This is a genomic window from Vibrio profundum, from assembly GCF_050337555.1.
Classification (GTDB): domain Bacteria; phylum Pseudomonadota; class Gammaproteobacteria; order Enterobacterales; family Vibrionaceae; genus Vibrio; species Vibrio profundum.
Genome location: NZ_JAKJTA010000020.1, coordinates 17068 through 32079 on the forward strand (window position 1 = coordinate 17068; position 15012 = coordinate 32079).

General features: G+C 43.5%; 16 protein-coding genes. 3 read left to right on the forward strand and 13 right to left on the reverse strand.

Annotated features, from left to right (window positions below):
• The first annotated feature begins 81 nt into the window (after nt 1-81).
• The 3 genes from L4C34_RS16785 to arsC all read left to right on the forward strand — a co-directional run bounded on the left by L4C34_RS16785 (nt 82) and on the right by arsC (nt 1698).
• A complete protein-coding gene (locus L4C34_RS16785) occupies nt 82-399 on the forward strand; it encodes a metalloregulator ArsR/SmtB family transcription factor (protein ID WP_428790496.1) in 318 nt (105 codons plus the stop codon).
• A 126-nt stretch (nt 400-525) separates the two neighbouring features.
• Nucleotides 526-1245: an arsenical resistance protein ArsH gene (gene arsH, locus L4C34_RS16790; RefSeq protein ID WP_428790497.1), complete on the forward strand. Its 720-nt coding sequence runs from the start codon at nt 526-528 to the stop codon at nt 1243-1245.
• 33 nt (nt 1246-1278) lie between these two features.
• Entirely contained in the window at nt 1279-1698 is a 420-nt protein-coding gene (gene arsC, locus L4C34_RS16795) for an arsenate reductase (glutaredoxin) (RefSeq protein WP_428790498.1), read from the forward strand.
• Between the two features lie 121 nt (nt 1699-1819).
• Here the strand turns inward: arsC and L4C34_RS16800 are convergent, their stop codons facing one another.
• The 13 genes from L4C34_RS16800 to L4C34_RS16860 form a co-directional block, all read right to left on the reverse strand.
• Nucleotides 1820-2395 carry a TerD family protein gene (locus tag L4C34_RS16800; RefSeq protein WP_428790499.1) on the reverse strand — a complete coding sequence of 192 codons (576 nt, stop codon included), beginning with the start codon at nt 2393-2395 and terminating at the stop codon, nt 1820-1822.
• Nucleotides 2396-2407: 12 nt separating this feature from the next.
• The gene (locus tag L4C34_RS16805) at nt 2408-2977 is read right to left on the reverse strand and encodes a TerD family protein (protein WP_428790500.1); all 570 of its coding nucleotides are present in this window, start codon (nt 2975-2977) and stop codon (nt 2408-2410) included.
• A gap of 30 nt (nt 2978-3007) precedes the next feature.
• Nucleotides 3008-4210, reverse strand: coding sequence for a toxic anion resistance protein (locus tag L4C34_RS16810; RefSeq protein ID WP_428790501.1), 1203 nt, complete (start codon nt 4208-4210; stop codon nt 3008-3010).
• Nucleotides 4210-5268 carry a hypothetical protein gene (locus L4C34_RS16815; RefSeq protein ID WP_428790502.1) on the reverse strand — a complete coding sequence of 353 codons (1059 nt, stop codon included), beginning with the start codon at nt 5266-5268 and terminating at the stop codon, nt 4210-4212. The genes L4C34_RS16810 and L4C34_RS16815 overlap by 1 nt, the downstream gene beginning before the upstream one ends.
• A 219-nt stretch (nt 5269-5487) precedes the next feature.
• Nucleotides 5488-6102, reverse strand: coding sequence for a TerD family protein (locus L4C34_RS16820; RefSeq protein WP_428790503.1), 615 nt, complete (start codon nt 6100-6102; stop codon nt 5488-5490).
• A gap of 10 nt (nt 6103-6112) precedes the next feature.
• Complete coding sequence (locus L4C34_RS16825; protein ID WP_428790504.1) at nt 6113-6682, reverse strand: TerD family protein; 570 nt, start codon at nt 6680-6682, stop codon at nt 6113-6115.
• A gap of 532 nt (nt 6683-7214) precedes the next feature.
• Nucleotides 7215-8942, reverse strand: coding sequence for a two-component system response regulator (locus L4C34_RS16830; protein ID WP_428790505.1), 1728 nt, complete (start codon nt 8940-8942; stop codon nt 7215-7217).
• Complete coding sequence (locus L4C34_RS16835) at nt 8932-9405, reverse strand: response regulator (RefSeq protein ID WP_428790506.1); 474 nt, start codon at nt 9403-9405, stop codon at nt 8932-8934. Before L4C34_RS16835 ends, L4C34_RS16830 begins: the two co-directional genes overlap by 11 nt.
• A complete protein-coding gene (locus L4C34_RS16840; protein WP_428790507.1) occupies nt 9374-11002 on the reverse strand; it encodes a sensor histidine kinase in 1629 nt (542 codons plus the stop codon). The genes L4C34_RS16835 and L4C34_RS16840 overlap by 32 nt, the downstream gene beginning before the upstream one ends.
• Nucleotides 11003-11019: 17 nt before the next feature.
• Nucleotides 11020-12012 carry an ABC transporter substrate-binding protein gene (locus tag L4C34_RS16845; protein ID WP_428790508.1) on the reverse strand — a complete coding sequence of 331 codons (993 nt, stop codon included), beginning with the start codon at nt 12010-12012 and terminating at the stop codon, nt 11020-11022.
• Nucleotides 12013-12176: 164 nt separating this feature from the next.
• A complete protein-coding gene (locus L4C34_RS16850; protein ID WP_428790509.1) occupies nt 12177-13253 on the reverse strand; it encodes an ABC transporter ATP-binding protein in 1077 nt (358 codons plus the stop codon).
• Nucleotides 13254-13265: 12 nt separating this feature from the next.
• Entirely contained in the window at nt 13266-14102 is an 837-nt protein-coding gene (locus L4C34_RS16855; protein ID WP_428790510.1) for an ABC transporter permease subunit, read from the reverse strand.
• Nucleotides 14103-14104: 2 nt separating this feature from the next.
• Nucleotides 14105-15004: a carbohydrate ABC transporter permease gene (locus L4C34_RS16860; RefSeq protein ID WP_428790511.1), complete on the reverse strand. Its 900-nt coding sequence runs from the start codon at nt 15002-15004 to the stop codon at nt 14105-14107.
• Between the last annotated feature and the right edge of the window lie 8 nt (nt 15005-15012).

Here is a 15012-nt window from a genome sequence, read left to right on the forward strand (position 1 = left end):
TGACTCTTTACTTTTACTCTTTACTTTCGATATATATGAATTATCATATATATGTTTTTCCGTATTTGTTAGTGAGGGGCTATGCAGCCTTTAATCTTTTTTAAATGTTTATCTGATGACACGCGTTTGAAGATGCTGTTGCTGCTTTCCAAAAATGGGGAGTTGTGCGTGTGCGATCTGCAAGCTGCGCTGCAAGTGAGTCAGCCAAAGGTTTCTCGGCACCTAGCAGAATTGCGTCGCTGCGAGCTTTTAGAAGATGAGCGGAGAGGGAAGTGGGTGTATTACCGATTGAGCCCTCAATTACCAGAATGGATGAGCAACACATTACAAGACGCCAGCGAAAACAGCGCTAACTACCTCGATGAGTGCGTGGCTCGATTAGAGCAGTGCGCGTGTTAGAACAGTGCATGTGTTAGAGCAGTGTGCGTGTTAGAACAATGCTCGTGTTAGATCAATGCGCGTGTTAGGTGATGCTCACCACCATCAAGCCAGCTCAATGACAACCGATATAGATAGGGTCAAAAGATGAAGATTACCGATTTTTCGACACCAAATTTAAACGAAAGCCAACTGAACGAGCCACAGAATGAGCAGTTGGTTGCGCCTGTTTCGACACACAAACCGCGAATTTTATTGTTATACGGATCGCTCCGTAAGCGCTCCTTTAGCCGCTTAGTGATTGAAGAATCGGCGCGTTTGTTGGTGCGAATGGGCGCAGAGGTGAAGATCTTTGATCCTGAAGATTTACCGCAGCCTGATAGTGAAGACGGCAGCCATCCGAAAGTGGTGGAACTGCGAGAGATGGTGATGTGGTCGGAAGGGCAGGTGTGGTGTTCACCGGAACGACACGGTGCGATGACTGGCATCATGAAAACGCAGATTGATTGGATACCTTTATCGCTAGGCGCAGTTCGTCCGACTCAAGGAAAAACGTTAGCGGTGATGCAAGTGTCGGGTGGCGGCCAATCATTTAATGTGGTTAACCAACTACGTGTGCTTGGTCGTTGGATGCGAATGATCACCATTCCAAATCAGTCTTCTGTGGCTAAGGCATTTCTTGAATTTGACGAAAATGATCGCATGAAGCCTTCTTCTTACTACCAGCGTATCGTTGATGTGATGGAAGAATTAGTTAAGTTTACTTTGCTAACACGGGACAATAGTGACTATTTAGTTGATCGTTACTCAGAGCGGCTAGAAAGCGCCGAGCAGCTCAGTCAGCGAGTGAATCAGCGCAGCATTTAATGACGATATTTCCCCAAGTATTAGGATAGAAAAATGATAGTGATTCATCACAACCCAGACTGCGGCACTTCTAGAAATGTGCTTAAAATGATTCAAGATGCGGGCTACTCGCCAAAGGTCATTGACTACCTAAACGAAGGTTGGACGCAATCTCAACTATTGGCGCTGTTTGCTGCCGCTGGATTAACGCCGCGCACTGCACTGAGAACGACGAAATCTCCCGCGAAAGAACTCGGTTTATTGGATGAATCTGTATCTGACGAGCAAATTCTAGCAGCCATGTTGCAGCATCCAGTGTTAGTCAATCGCCCAATCGTATGTAGTGAAAAAGGGGTTAAGTTGTGCCGGCCAAGTGACGCGATATTAGATTTGTTAGGAGTCTGGCCACAAGGACCGTATCACAAAGAAGATGGCGAAATGATCATTGATGCAATGGGCCAGCGGGTATTGTAACTGTTGGTACTAAAAGCCCGCTCATCAATGATGAACGGGTTTTTTCTTTGTTCGAGATACGAATACAGCCAGTGTTCGTTAGCTGTAATGCTTTGCTCACTACCTAGATTGTTTTAGTTCTCTAGAGGTATTGAACTAAGGTATCGCTCATGCTTTTCACCGTGCGACCACTGAGGGGGACGCCTTTAGAGGTAAACATCCACTCGCTCCCTTCGCGGGTGAATAAGCCGATAAATAAACCCGTGTGATCGCCTTGCTCTGTGAGCGTGAAGCGGCACATTTCCCCCGTGTTTTCATCGATTACGCGGCAGTAGGCGTTTGCAACCGATTTGAAAGACTGGCCGCTAAAGCTATTGACGGTAATCGCGAGGTACTTAACTGCTTGCGGTATTTTATTTAGGGCTATTTTGATTTGCTCGTCGTCACCATCGCCAGCGCCAGTTAAGTTGTCTCCTTGGTGTACGACCGCATCAAACATCGAACGTAGCTTTTGGAACCAAACGGTATCAACAATTTGCTTTGATTCATCAATCAATACGCATGACGCGTCAAGATCGATGGATTTAGCTCCTAAAAGAGCGCCAAATAGACCTTTGCTTTTGGCAACATCCCAGCCAAGCCCGACCGTAATATTGGATAATGCTGGCGCTTTCTTGGTTAAGCAAATCGTAGAGTTTTTCTCTAAATTGATCGACATTGATCCTTGTCCTTATTGGTAGCCAGCAACGATATCGCCTAGGCCAAGTTGGTAGCCTGCGCCAACTGCATGGAAAATCCACTCATTGTTGTCTTTGACGAGTGAACCAACTTGTACAGCGGTCTCCGAGCTAAACTCTTGGCCTAAGTTGTATTCCGCAATAACCGCGCCAGTGAGTTCGTTATATAGCTTGATGTAGCTATTGTTCACGTGTGAAAACGCGCGGCCGTTGGCGTTATGGATCGTCACAAAGATGGATATCTCTTGTGCGCTTGGATCTAATTTTTGTAATTCGATTAGAATCGTTTCATCGTCGCCGTCACCCGCACCCGTGCGATTGTCACCTTCATGTATGACTGCTTGTTGTGGGCAACGTAAGTTGTTGTAGAAGATGAAATGTTGGTCTGATAATAGCTTTGGTTGGTTTTGCGAATCATATTTACAGATGAATGCGCAACAATCGATGTCTAATGGTGGCTCATTGTTGATGAGATCCCAGCCTAAGCCAAGTCGTAGCTTGCTCAAGCTTGGTTCGCTTTTATTGAGGTTAATTGAGGAGCCTTTTTCTAAATTAATCGCCATGCGTTGTTCTCTTTCTATCTGTGGATGAGGTTAGTGAATGATGTTGGATAATTCGGTTCTCATTGAAACCATTTTTTGATCAGCGGCTTGTCGGTTTCTTGCACCTTCTTGTTCAATCGCAACCACATCTTGAAGGGTGGAAATCAGGGTGGATTGGACATGCTCTAGGGTTTCAATGTCGACAATGCTACGTTGACTCGCTCGCGCCGCTTGAATGGTATTTTGTCTTAGCATATCGGCATTTTTTCGAATCAAGTCGTTAGTGGTATCGTCAATTTTGTTGGCAAGAGCGATTGATTTCTTCTGTTCCAACATGGAAATCGCGAGTGTGAACTGTTTTTTCCAAGACGGGATCGTTAGCATCTTGATGTTATCGAACTTCTCGATAAGGGAGATGTTGTTCGATTGCACCATACGGATCATTGGCGCGGTTTGTAGCGCAAGAATTTGTAACGATTTCAAATCGTGAACACGTTTTTCGACGCGATTGAAGGTATCTTGTAAGTCGTTAATTTCTTGAACGCGAAACGGCGATAGTGGCTCTTCATCGGTTTGGCTCAATTCATTGATTCTTTCTTGAATCAGCTGCTTTTTCGATTCCCCGTAGATGATGGTTAGTGATAGTTCTTTGTATTCGTTGATATTATATTCAAATACGGAGTCTAGCTGAGTAGAGCGGTTACGTAAGGTGCTCTGCTGTTTATCGACTTCTTTGACGAGTCGGTCTAATTGCTTGCTGACGGTGTTGAAGTGGGCAAGGATCTTTTCTTTGGTGTGTCTAAACTTGGCCACCACACGAGAAAACATGCCGCCTTCTCCGATCAAGCCTTGAATATCGACCCCTTTAGCAAGTCCCACGACTTCCGTCAGGCTGCTGCCCATTTCTTCAAGATCTTTACATCGAACGTGCTTGAGCATTTCGTCTGAATAGCTGCTAATTTTTTGCGACGCATTTTTCCCTAAGGTTTCGATGCCGTGAGGCGAGTACACGTCAACAGATGACAGCTGGCTAACGGTTTGGCTTATTGCGTTTTCAGGAGAAAGTCCGCACTCAATGAGCTCTTTTTTATGGGTTTCGACTACGGTGACAACCGTGTTCTGTAGCGAATTACCATTGATTGCAACGATTGAACTCTCTGGCGTATGTTGGTCTATAGTGACTGTACTTGGGCTTAATGGCTCCGCCACTACATTTTCCGGCTGAGAATTGAATCGAACAGGTTTGAAGGCCATTACTGGAGTTCCTTGATGTTGGTGATGAGTGTGTCTTGAACTTCTTTCAAGTCGTAATACAGAGAAGTACTATTGGATTCGTCGATGGCAATAACAGTGAGAAATTGCTGTTTCCATACTTGGATAATATTGATTTTGATCGTTTCCAATCGCTCAAAACTTGTGGTTAGATTGGTGCGGTATAAATCAATTTGAGGAAACGTCAATAAGATTGACTGGTTGAGTGAGTTCAGCGTATGTACTTTCTTTTTCCAGCGTTCGATAACATATTGCCAGTTGCCGTTGCGCTCGAAAATGGAACCTTGTTCCTCACTTTGATGATGTTCTTGATCGGCGATTTTCAATTTTAAAGCAATGATAGTCAGTAGCGTGTCTTTCTGTAGGCCAACTAATTCTTTGTGCCAGCAATCAAATTCTGTCAGAAACGTTTTAATGGTACTGATGTTGTCATAAACTTTATTGATCTTTAGATCGACTTGATCACTCGCATAATCGAACTCATATTTTATCCGCTGTGCTTTTTGTTGCTTGGTGCCTAAAAAGCGCGAAAGCTTAGTCGAGATCTTATTCGGATTAAAAATATCAATGTCTATACCTTGTGCGATCTGAATGATCACTTGGCCAAGATCTAAAATGTGATCGACTTTTCCAATTTTTGCATAGTCAGACAGATCAGCCTGTACCCGTTGAAAACGTTTTGAGAGTTCATTACCCAGCTCGATTTGTTGGATGCTGTCTTCAAGTTTAATGTCTAGGTATTTATTCTTGATAAAGAGCCTTTCTGACTTGCTGACAGCGAGGTTTTCAAACTCGTTGGCGACAATATTCTGAATTTTTTCTCGCCATTCGGGGCTCATGACCACGATATCGCTTTTGATCGCATGAACTCTATTTTTGAATAATACTGAAGGCTGGCGTGGCTTAGATGCAAGGGTTGAGCTCGTCTTTTTCTGCTGTGGCGCTGGTTGTTTTTGAGCGATATGCTCAAATTGTTTTATGTGCTTTTCGCTCGTGTCGCTAGTCTTAGAAGGTGGTTTCGAATGGAAAGTTTTAATCATATTTGAATTTTAATCACTCGGTCCGATCAAGGGCAAAATGATCGTATGATATGGGGATAAAAAGCAATGGTCATACTGACGGTATTGGTAGGCATTTTGCCTAAACTGCATTATCTGTGAATCTTATTTACCCACGTGGTGTATAAAACAGCCTGAATGATGCATCTTCAGGCTGTTAATCTAAATCGGCTAATCAGATTTTAGGTTTCACCTAGTTGATTAAGCGCTGACCGTGTCATGAACCAGAATGTGTGCAGACAGTTGGCTGGTGATATTTTTGACGGTCACTCCGCTCATTGGCACGCCTTTCGAAGTAAACGACCACTCGTTGTTTTCTTTACTGAGGAGGCCAATCAAAACGCCAGTGTGTGTCCCTTGTTCGGTTAAGGTATAGCGACAGATTTCATTGTCAGTTTGATCCATCACGCGACAAAAAGCATTTTCAATTTCATTGAACGATTGCCCGCTATAACTATTGACAGTGATGGCAAGGTGTTTCACTGATTTTGGCAACTTTTTCAGTGCGATGGTGATTTGCTCATCATCGCCTTCACCTGCCCCAGTGAGGTTGTCACCATGATGTTTCACCGCGCCACATTGTGATCGCAACTGATGAAACCAAGCGATGTCGATCACGTTGGCTCGTTCGTCTAGCAAGACGCATGAAGCATCAAGATCGATATCTTCCTTTCCAGCGCCAAATAACGATGCCCAAAAACCTTTGGGAGCGTCGGCTTGAGCAACATCCCAGCCTAGACCGATAGTAATACTCGAGAGCTGAGGGGCGGCTTTTTCTAGGGATATGGTGGAGTTCTTTTTTAGATTAATCGCCACAGATATTACCTTACTGATAGCCAGCGACGATGTCGCCTAAACCGAGTTGGTATCCAGCACCGACTGCGTGGAAAATCCATTCGCCATTATCTTTCACCAATGAACCGACTTGAACAGAGGTTTCATCGCTAAATGATTGGCCTAAGTTGTACTCGGCGATGAGATCGCCAGTCTGTTCGTTGTAAAGATTGATATAGCTATTTGAAACCGACGAGAAGGTGCGGCCATTCGCGTTGTGGATAGTGACAAAAACTGACAGCTCTTGAGCCGCAGGGTTGATGTCAGCCAAGTTGATATGAATGACTTCGTCGTCTCCGTCACCATCGCCAGTACGATTGTCGCCATCGTGGATGACAGCATTGTATGGGCATTGAAGGTTGTTGTAGAACACAAAGTGTTCGTCAGAGATCAATTTTGGTTGCTGTTTGTTGTCGTATTTACAAATAAAAACGCTGGCATCGAGATCGAGTGGCGCCCCATTCGTAAGAAGATCCCAACCTAAGCCAAGACGCAGCTTTTTAAGGCTAGGTGCGCTTTTATTGAGATTGATCGATGAACCTTTGTCCAAATTGATGGCCATGAGATTTTCTCCGTTTGATTAGATGTCGAACACGGGAAGATTTACTTCCAGATATCTTTACCCTATTTTTCACACGTAACTGTACGCGGTAGCGTGTGAGGCTAATGAATTCGTATAGAATGAACTAGATTGGCAAGTCGAAATTGACGCTACTGATAACATGAAAATTCATTCACATAATGATTGATTTTTGTTGCGTCCATTCTCTTTTATGATGCGTTTTTAGTCCGAATAGATTCGTCAATGATCTTATAAACAGACTATTAAAATCAATAGGTAAGATGACGGTAATACTAGGCAAAATGACTATTTTACTATGGTAAGTCTGTTTGTTTGAGAATGGGATGCATTGCTTAGATCTAGGTTGCGTCGTTGGGGGGGATAAATGCGCAACGATTAGTGCATGGAAGCCTTGATGAAGCAGCCCCACTTAGAAGGCGGGTTCGTTGTCAACGTTAGCGAATATGCCTGTTTAAAATGACAAGCGGTTATAGAATTGAGGGGCATCTGATGTTGCCATAGAACAGATAACTTATCCCCCCAATTTCTGACTCTCTAATTTCGACTTCCTGTTATAGAGGCTGAGAAAGGTGCTTTCAGAGACGGGTCTTGAGAAGAGATACCCTTGGAAGGTGTTGCAGCCAGAGTGGGTCAAATATTCTTGTTGTTGCTCGGTCTCGACGCCTTCTGCGATTACCGATTTTCCCATGCTATTTGCCAACGCGATGATGGAGTTAACCATTCGGCGGCATTGCGCATCGGCTGGTAGCCCTTGCACAAACGTTCGGTCTATTTTTATTTGTTCAATGGGCGGTTGAGAAATATATTGTAGCGAAGAATAACTGGTGCCGAAGTGATCGATAGTGATGGAAATGTTCAATTGCTTCAGTTGCTCTAGTGTTATTTTGCAGCGCTCATTTGATTCAAATAATGTTGATTCGGAAACGTCAAACATGAGTCGATCTACTGGGAACTGTGTGTGCTCTAGCGTGTACTCGACTGTTGATATAAAGTCTGCATCTAACAGTTGTTTGATCGAAATGTTCACACATAGGTAAAAATCCGTATCAACTACATGTTGATCGTACCAGTTTTTTATTGTTCGACATGACTCGAATAATACCCAGTTTCCACATTGAACTATTCGGCCTGAGTCTTCTAAGAAAGGCAAAAACATCTCTGGATAGATGATGCCTTGCGAGGGGATATCCCAACGTAAAAGGGCTTCCACCCCAAGTATTTTTTCGGCTGTATTGACGATGGGTTGGAATTCTATCAGCATCTTGCTGTTTAGGTTTGTGTTGAGTTTGTTTTGGAAAATATTTTTAACTTCTAAGGTTTGCTCCAACTCATTGTCGTAATAGTGGACGCTGTTCCATTGACGTTTTTTTGCTTTGTACATGGCGGTATCTGCTTGATTGATAGATTCTTCCGTGGACGTTTCGCCTCCAGAGACAACCGTAATCCCGACACTGATGGATACTTCAACATTCTTGCCATTAAGTAGGAAGGGCTTTTGCATCAAAGCAAATAATTTATTCGTGACCACTTCAGTACTTTCAAGGGAGTTCATTGATTCCAATAGCATGGCAAATTCATCGCCTGCCAGTCGAGCTACGTAATCTTCTTTACGAACACTTCTCTGGAAGCGTTTGGTTACTTGTTGTAAAAGCTCATCTCCCGCAGCATGGCCTAAGGTGTCATTGATTTGTTTAAACTTATCCATGTCGATAAAGAACACCGCGATATTACTGTTATTTCGTTTGCTGCGTTCTAAAGCTTCACTGACTCTGGATAGAAATGAACCCCGATTCAGTAACCCAGTAAGGGAGTCGTATTGAGCTAGGTAGCTAAGGCGATCTTTAATGATCTTCCGCTCTAACGCGTAGCGGATGCTCTTGTGCAGCACGTAACTATCAAAGCGACCTTTGACGATATAGTCTTGAGCGCCACTTTTGAGGGCTTTTAATGCCGTGACTTCATCATCTAATGAACTGACGACCACGATGGCGATCTGTGGAGCGCATTTTAGAATTGCATGCACAGCTTCAAGCTCACAGGCGTCGGGTAGAGATAAATCAAGTAAGGCAACATCAAAACTGTGCTTATTGATGATTTGGCATGCTTCCGATAATGTCGAGACTTGAAAAAGATCGACGTCGGTGGCCTGTTCCTGATGCAGATACTCGGATAAAAGACGACAATCACCCGGGTTGTCCTCTACTTGCAGTGTTCTGATTCGATGTTGTTCAATAGCCATGTTGCTCTCCAATATCGGAGTAAATGGGTAATTGGGCAGCCGAAAACCAAAATCCGTCGATGGCTTGTACGAACTCAGCGAATTTAGAATAATCAACAGGTTTGGTGATATAACAATTGGCGTAATGACTGTAAGCTTTGTTGATGTCTTGCGGTCTATCGGATGAGGACAGAATCGCGACAGGGATGTTTTTTAATCTGTCGTTGGCTTTTATAAAGTCCAGTAATTGCCAGCCACTGATTTTGGGAAGGTTTAAATCGAGTAAGACAAAGTCAGGGTACGTGCCATCATCAAACTGTCCGTATTCATTGGTGTGAGTTAGGTAATGTAGTGCGGTTTCACCATCTTCTAGGTGGATCACTTCAAGGTTATGAAGCGTTTTATGGTTGTTCATCGCTTCTAAGGTTAAGCGAGCGTCACCAGGATTATCTTCAACCAGCAATATCTTGATATATCTGCACATTTGCATTTTCCCGTTCATCCCCTAGCCATTGTTTTTTCTCTATCGTGAAGTGGAAGGTACTGCCTTCTCCATAACAAGACTCCACCCAAATTCGTCCACCAAATTTCTCGGCAATGTTGTTACATATCGACAAGCCCATACCATTACCTTCGTAATCACTTCGGCTATGTAAGCGTTGAAATACTTTGAATATTCGAGGCTGGAACTCTTCTTTTATGCCTATGCCATTGTCACTGACGGAAATATGCCAATGAGTTTTGTCGGAGTCGATTTCTATACGGATGATTGGGCTGCTATCTTTTTGAAACTTAATGCCGTTGGTGATCAAGTTTTGTAGAAGAAGCAGTAATAAAGACTCATCGGTGACGATATCGATATCGGTTAAATGTTCAGAATATTCTATTTTACCTTCTGAACTTTTGAGCAAATAGCTAAGGTTTCGTTCTATCTCGGAAAGAGTCTGAGCTAGGTTAACAATACCTAGGTTCAGTTCTTTTCGGTTGATTCTTGAATACTCAAGTAAGTCTTTAATGAGTTTTTGCATTCTCACCGCGCCTTCGACTGCAAAGCCGACAAATTCTTTGCCATCTTGGTCTAGCTTATCGCTATATCTTTGTTCAATTAATTGAGTGTAACTGGCCACCATTCTTAATGGCTCTTGCAGATCGTGTGACGCGACGTAAGCGAATTGAGCAAGATCTTGATTGCTTCGTTCTAGCTCGATCATTTTATTTCTTAGCTCGGCTTCTGCATTTTTACGCTGCGATATCTCCAAGTTGAGCTCTTCGGTCCTTTTCTCGACTATACATTCGAGCTCAACATTAAACTTTTTCACATTTTTAGACATCGAGGCAAAAGACTTTGATAAAGAACTAAGCTCGTCATTAGCTTTATGATCAACATCAATATCGTAGTTACCTTTAGCGACGCTTCTAGCCGCATGCTTTAGCTTGTGTAGTGGTCTGACAATGATCTTCCGTGTAATAAAGAACGTGGAGATAATCAAAATGATATTAATCAAAATAAACACAAAAAAAAGTGTGGTTTGATTGTCTAAATACGATTTCAGATCACGAAGGGAGGCATGATTTAAGTTGTAAATGCTTCCCATGAAATCCATGTGTAATGCCGACATTTGCTCTTCTTTGATTTTCCATTGCTGGAAAGTGTTACTTGTTGCTGCGATATTTCCATTGGCCACATTTTGAATAAAGCGATCAGCTAAGGAGGTGAGATTGGCACGGTGGGTTAAATATTGGTTAGCATCATGGGCGATGAGATTGAATTCATCGAGTGTTGTTAGTTCAGCCAACACTTTGATAATACCAAGTCTTTCTTTCTCTATCGCGTGGAGGAACTCTGGTTTTTTTGAAACATAGAAATCAAATAATAGGGTTCTTAGATTATTTTCTTTCTGATTCAGGCTGAAGGTGAGTAACTCTAATTCACTGATTGCGTCTGCTTTTCTTTCAATGTTTTGTTGAACATTAGACAGCTCATTAAGCAAATAAGAAAATTGTAATGCCGATACTAAGCCCATGATAAGAAGTGGAATAGTAAGCTTTAAGTTGATGCTGTAAGGTCTCATCTTGTTCATTTTTAGGATTCCTCAACTTATAGAAGGGTGACGGCGTTAGGGGACGTTGATTTGATAAAGCGAGGCTCAATTACTGATCGGAAATCAGGTTGTTCTTGTGTTAGTTTCCTTTGTTTTATTATCCATTCCGCTTCTTGTTCTAGGATAGTCACGAGCACATTATTTAACTTGATGGTCTTTTGGTAATCTTCCCATGTGCCTTCAACACTTGAGCGCGAGTGGTCACCTAAATAGTTCACCACTAATTCTTTTGCTTGTTGTGGAGATGAACCCAAGTAGTGCTCAGCCTTGATGAGCGCTTTGGCAATCGCGGCCATTTGCACGGACTTTTCTTCGATGACTTTGCTTTGTCCGACTAATACAGAAAACTCCGTATACGCATTCGAGTAAAAGTAACTGGTGCTTTCTGCTCCTAGTGTTTGATTTAGAATGTATAAGTGTGGATTCCAAATGGCTACCGCATCTGCTTTTTTCTGCTCTAAAACACTCAGCATATGCTCTGGTTTAACATCTAATGTATTTACCGCGTCGAAGGGAATGCCTTCGCTCGCTAAATACATGTTGAGGAAAAAATCCGCATTGGTATTTTTCGGGACGGCGACGGTTTTACCGATTAAATCTTGTGGGTTTAGAATTCCCGCTGACTTTAATGCCAGCATTGCGGTGTTCTTATTAGAAAAGTGCAATGAAGAAATTACTTTTAGATCCGCGCCAGCCAAAGTTTGCAGAACAACTGGGGTTTCATATGAGGTCGCTAAATCAGAGTTTCCGTCAACGGTGTCTTGCAGGGCATCTCGTCCGGAAGTGAATGAACGAAACGTCACATTGAGGCCTTGCTGCTTAAAAAAGCCTTTTTCTTTCGCGATATAGAGCAGAGAGAATACCGGCTGAGAAGCTTCAGCGATAACAATGTTTCCTATTGGAGTGGGCGCTTTGGTTCTAATTACGTTATAACCGACCACTAACACGCTTAAGAGCGCAGCAAGCCCTAACCATTTACCTACCGACATCTTGTCACCATTTATAATTTCTGCGCACCATTATTCCACCTAGTGCATACTGGTGAAGTATTGTACAAAACGATAGGAATTCAAGTGATGCTAGGAAAGGGGGGCGATGTGCGAGGAAGGACGAAGTGATGCCTCAACGGGTGTGAGGCATCAGTAGTCATAGATTAAGCTGCGCTCACCGAGTCCGGCTTTTGCTGAAGTGTAGAGTGTTGTTCCGCTGAACGCTGGCCATCTTTATTAAACAGCATGATTTTATTCCAAGGTAAATACAGCGTTTGCTCCGAACTTAAGGCCAACTGGGTTGGCGCTTTAATCGTGATACTCAAACCTGAGAAATCATAGTGATACAAGGAGTCTGTTCCTAAGATTTCTTGTTCCTCTAGTTCGCCATGATTAAGTTGGATGAAATCAGATTTACATGGTTTGGAATACATGACGTCTTCTGAACGAATGGTGAGGGTTTGCACGTCGGAGCTCAACGAACATGGCTGAAGAATCGGATTGTCGCTAGTCAACAGATTCAATGGCGATGTGCCAATAAATTTAGCGACAAACAAAGAGTTCGGGTTTTCAAAGATCTCTTGAGGGCTGCCGATTTGTTCAATCGATCCTTGATTTAGGACGACCAGCTTGTCCGCTAATGTCATGGCTTCGGTTTGATCGTGGGTCACGTAAATCGAAATCGCATTTAGACGCTTGTGCAGCTTACGAATTTCCATTCGCATGTGGTTACGCAGCTGAGCGTCTAAATTGGATAACGGCTCATCGAATAAGAAGATATTCGGTTTTTTCACAATCGCTCGTCCAATCGCGATGCGTTGGCGTTGGCCGCCGGAAAGCATAGCGGGTTTTCTTTCCAGCAAATGTGCGATATCAAGCATCTGAGCGGTTTGTGTGATTCTTTCGTGTGCTTCCTCTTTCGGCACTTTGAGGTTTTTCAGACCAAACATCATGTTGTTATACGCGCTCATGTGCGGATATAGGGCGTAGTTTTGAAAGACCATCGCGATTTTACGTTGAGCAGGATCTTTGTCATCAATGCGTGTGCCCTGATAATCAATGGTGCCACCGCTGGTACTTTCCAATCCTGAAATCATTCTCAGTAAGGTGGATTTACCGCAGCCGCTAGGGCCAACGAGAACCACGAACTCGTTGGGCTGGATGGAAAAGCTAAGGCCGGGCGCTTTAATTGCCTCATAGCCGTTAGGGTAACACTTGGTTAAATTTTTAATATTTAGCATGGGGAAATCGTCTTATTTTTCTGTTTGAATCAGGCCTTTGACAAAGAACTTTTGCATCACAATCATCAAGGTGATAACTGGAATGGTGGACACGAGTGTTCCAGCCATCGCTTGCCACCATTCCGGTTGGCTATTGACCGAGGCACTTAACTGACTCAAGCTCATAATTATGGTGTAAAAATCGGGCTTTGAAGTGATCATCAGTGGCCATAAATATTGGTTCCAGCCATAGACGAACATGATCAAAAATATTGCTGCGATATTGGTTTTCGATAAGGGCAGCACGATTTTGAATAAAAATCGTAAGTAGCCTGCATTATCTAGGCGAGCTGCCTCTAACAGTTCAACCGGGATCGTTTCGAAAAATTGCTTAAAAAATAAGGTGGCAGTCGCAGAGGCGATTACTGGCAAGATCAATCCGGTGTAGCTGTTGAGTAGGTGTAGGTTTACGATGATCTGATAACTCGGCAGCATACGTACTTCGATAGGCAACATTAGCGTTAAGAAGATCACAACAAAGAACACGCGTTTAAATGGGAGCCTGAAATACACAATCGCGTAGGCAGAGCAGATAGACAAAACGATTTTTCCTATCGCAATCCCGCTCGCCATCAAAAAGCTGCGCCATAGCAATCCCACGTAGGGTGGTAAGCCCGAAACCCCAACAAATAAGACTTGGTACATGTGATGAAACAGCAAGGGTATATTAGGCCAAAGCGGCGCCGTTGAGCCCATGATGTCGCTATTGTGGCTGCCAGCAACCGAAATTACCATCCAGAAGGGCAACAAAATAAGTCCGGCCGCTAAAATGAGAAAAAGGTGTTTGAAACAATGACTCAGGGTTTTCATGCTTATGCGGCCTTACGGTTTATAAATTTAAATTGGATGAAAATAAGTCCGGCAACGATGAAGAGTAATAGTACGGATAGCACCGCCCCCATACCCATATTGTTGTTGATAAAGCCTTTTTGATAAGTCTCATACACTAAAATATTGGTCGAGTTGTTGGGGCCACCTTTTGTCGTCACATCGACGAGCCCTACGATATAGCAGAAGCTGTAGATGAAATTGACAATGATCAGATACAGTGACATCGGGTGCAACATTGGAATCGTGATGCTGGTGAATTTGCGCACTGGGCTTGCATTATCTAACGTGGCCGCCTCATACAAAGTCCCTGGAATGCCTTTTAGTGCCGCGAGATAGAACAGGAAGTTATAGCCAATTTGGTTCCATATCGCGGCAATCGTCACCAGAATAAAGGCGTCGGTACCGTTGAGAACGGGATCCCAATTAATCCCAAGTGTTGCCAGAATATGTGGTATGACACCGACGGACGGCGATAGCACAAATAGCCAAATCATGCCCGTTACAGGCGGGGCGATGGCGTAGGGCAACATGAAGAAAGTGCGATACAACAGAGACACGGGTTTGGATTGGACAGAGTTGACCAAGGTTGATAGCACTAAAGTAAGTGCCATAACTCCAATGGTGATCAAGGCCGCCATTAGAATACTTGTCCATAGGTTGTGCCAAAATTCCACGTTGCCCATCAATTGTTCAAAGTTCTTCAGGCCGACAAAACGCTCTGAAAAACCAAATGGGTCACTTTGATATAGAGATTGGCGAAACTCGCTTGCCATGGGTAAATAGAAGAAAGCGAATGATATGGCCAGCTGGGGAAGCAAAAGGATACCCGCGACCCAAGGTCGCTTGTATCCTACTTGCTCAATAGTTTGTTGGTGATTCACCCTAACTC

Bases quoted from the DNA above. Each gene is read 5' to 3' on its own strand.
- L4C34_RS16785 (WP_428790496.1), top strand. From the start codon at position 82: ATGCAGCCTTTAATCTTTTTTAAATGTTTATCTGATGACACGCGTTTG.
- arsH (WP_428790497.1), top strand. From the start codon at position 526: ATGAAGATTACCGATTTTTCGACACCAAATTTAAACGAAAGCCAACTG.
- arsC (WP_428790498.1), top strand. From the start codon at position 1,279: ATGATAGTGATTCATCACAACCCAGACTGCGGCACTTCTAGAAATGTG.
- L4C34_RS16800 (WP_428790499.1), bottom strand. From the start codon at position 2,395: ATGTCGATCAATTTAGAGAAAAACTCTACGATTTGCTTAACCAAGAAA.
- L4C34_RS16805 (WP_428790500.1), bottom strand. From the start codon at position 2,977: ATGGCGATTAATTTAGAAAAAGGCTCCTCAATTAACCTCAATAAAAGC.
- L4C34_RS16810 (WP_428790501.1), bottom strand. From the start codon at position 4,210: ATGGCCTTCAAACCTGTTCGATTCAATTCTCAGCCGGAAAATGTAGTG.
- L4C34_RS16815 (WP_428790502.1), bottom strand. From the start codon at position 5,268: ATGATTAAAACTTTCCATTCGAAACCACCTTCTAAGACTAGCGACACG.
- L4C34_RS16825 (WP_428790504.1), bottom strand. From the start codon at position 6,682: ATGGCCATCAATTTGGACAAAGGTTCATCGATCAATCTCAATAAAAGC.
- L4C34_RS16830 (WP_428790505.1), bottom strand. From the start codon at position 8,942: ATGGCTATTGAACAACATCGAATCAGAACACTGCAAGTAGAGGACAAC.
- L4C34_RS16835 (WP_428790506.1), bottom strand. From the start codon at position 9,405: ATGTGCAGATATATCAAGATATTGCTGGTTGAAGATAATCCTGGTGAC.
- L4C34_RS16840 (WP_428790507.1), bottom strand. From the start codon at position 11,002: ATGAACAAGATGAGACCTTACAGCATCAACTTAAAGCTTACTATTCCA.
- L4C34_RS16845 (WP_428790508.1), bottom strand. From the start codon at position 12,012: ATGTCGGTAGGTAAATGGTTAGGGCTTGCTGCGCTCTTAAGCGTGTTA.
- L4C34_RS16850 (WP_428790509.1), bottom strand. From the start codon at position 13,253: ATGCTAAATATTAAAAATTTAACCAAGTGTTACCCTAACGGCTATGAG.
- L4C34_RS16855 (WP_428790510.1), bottom strand. From the start codon at position 14,102: ATGAAAACCCTGAGTCATTGTTTCAAACACCTTTTTCTCATTTTAGCG.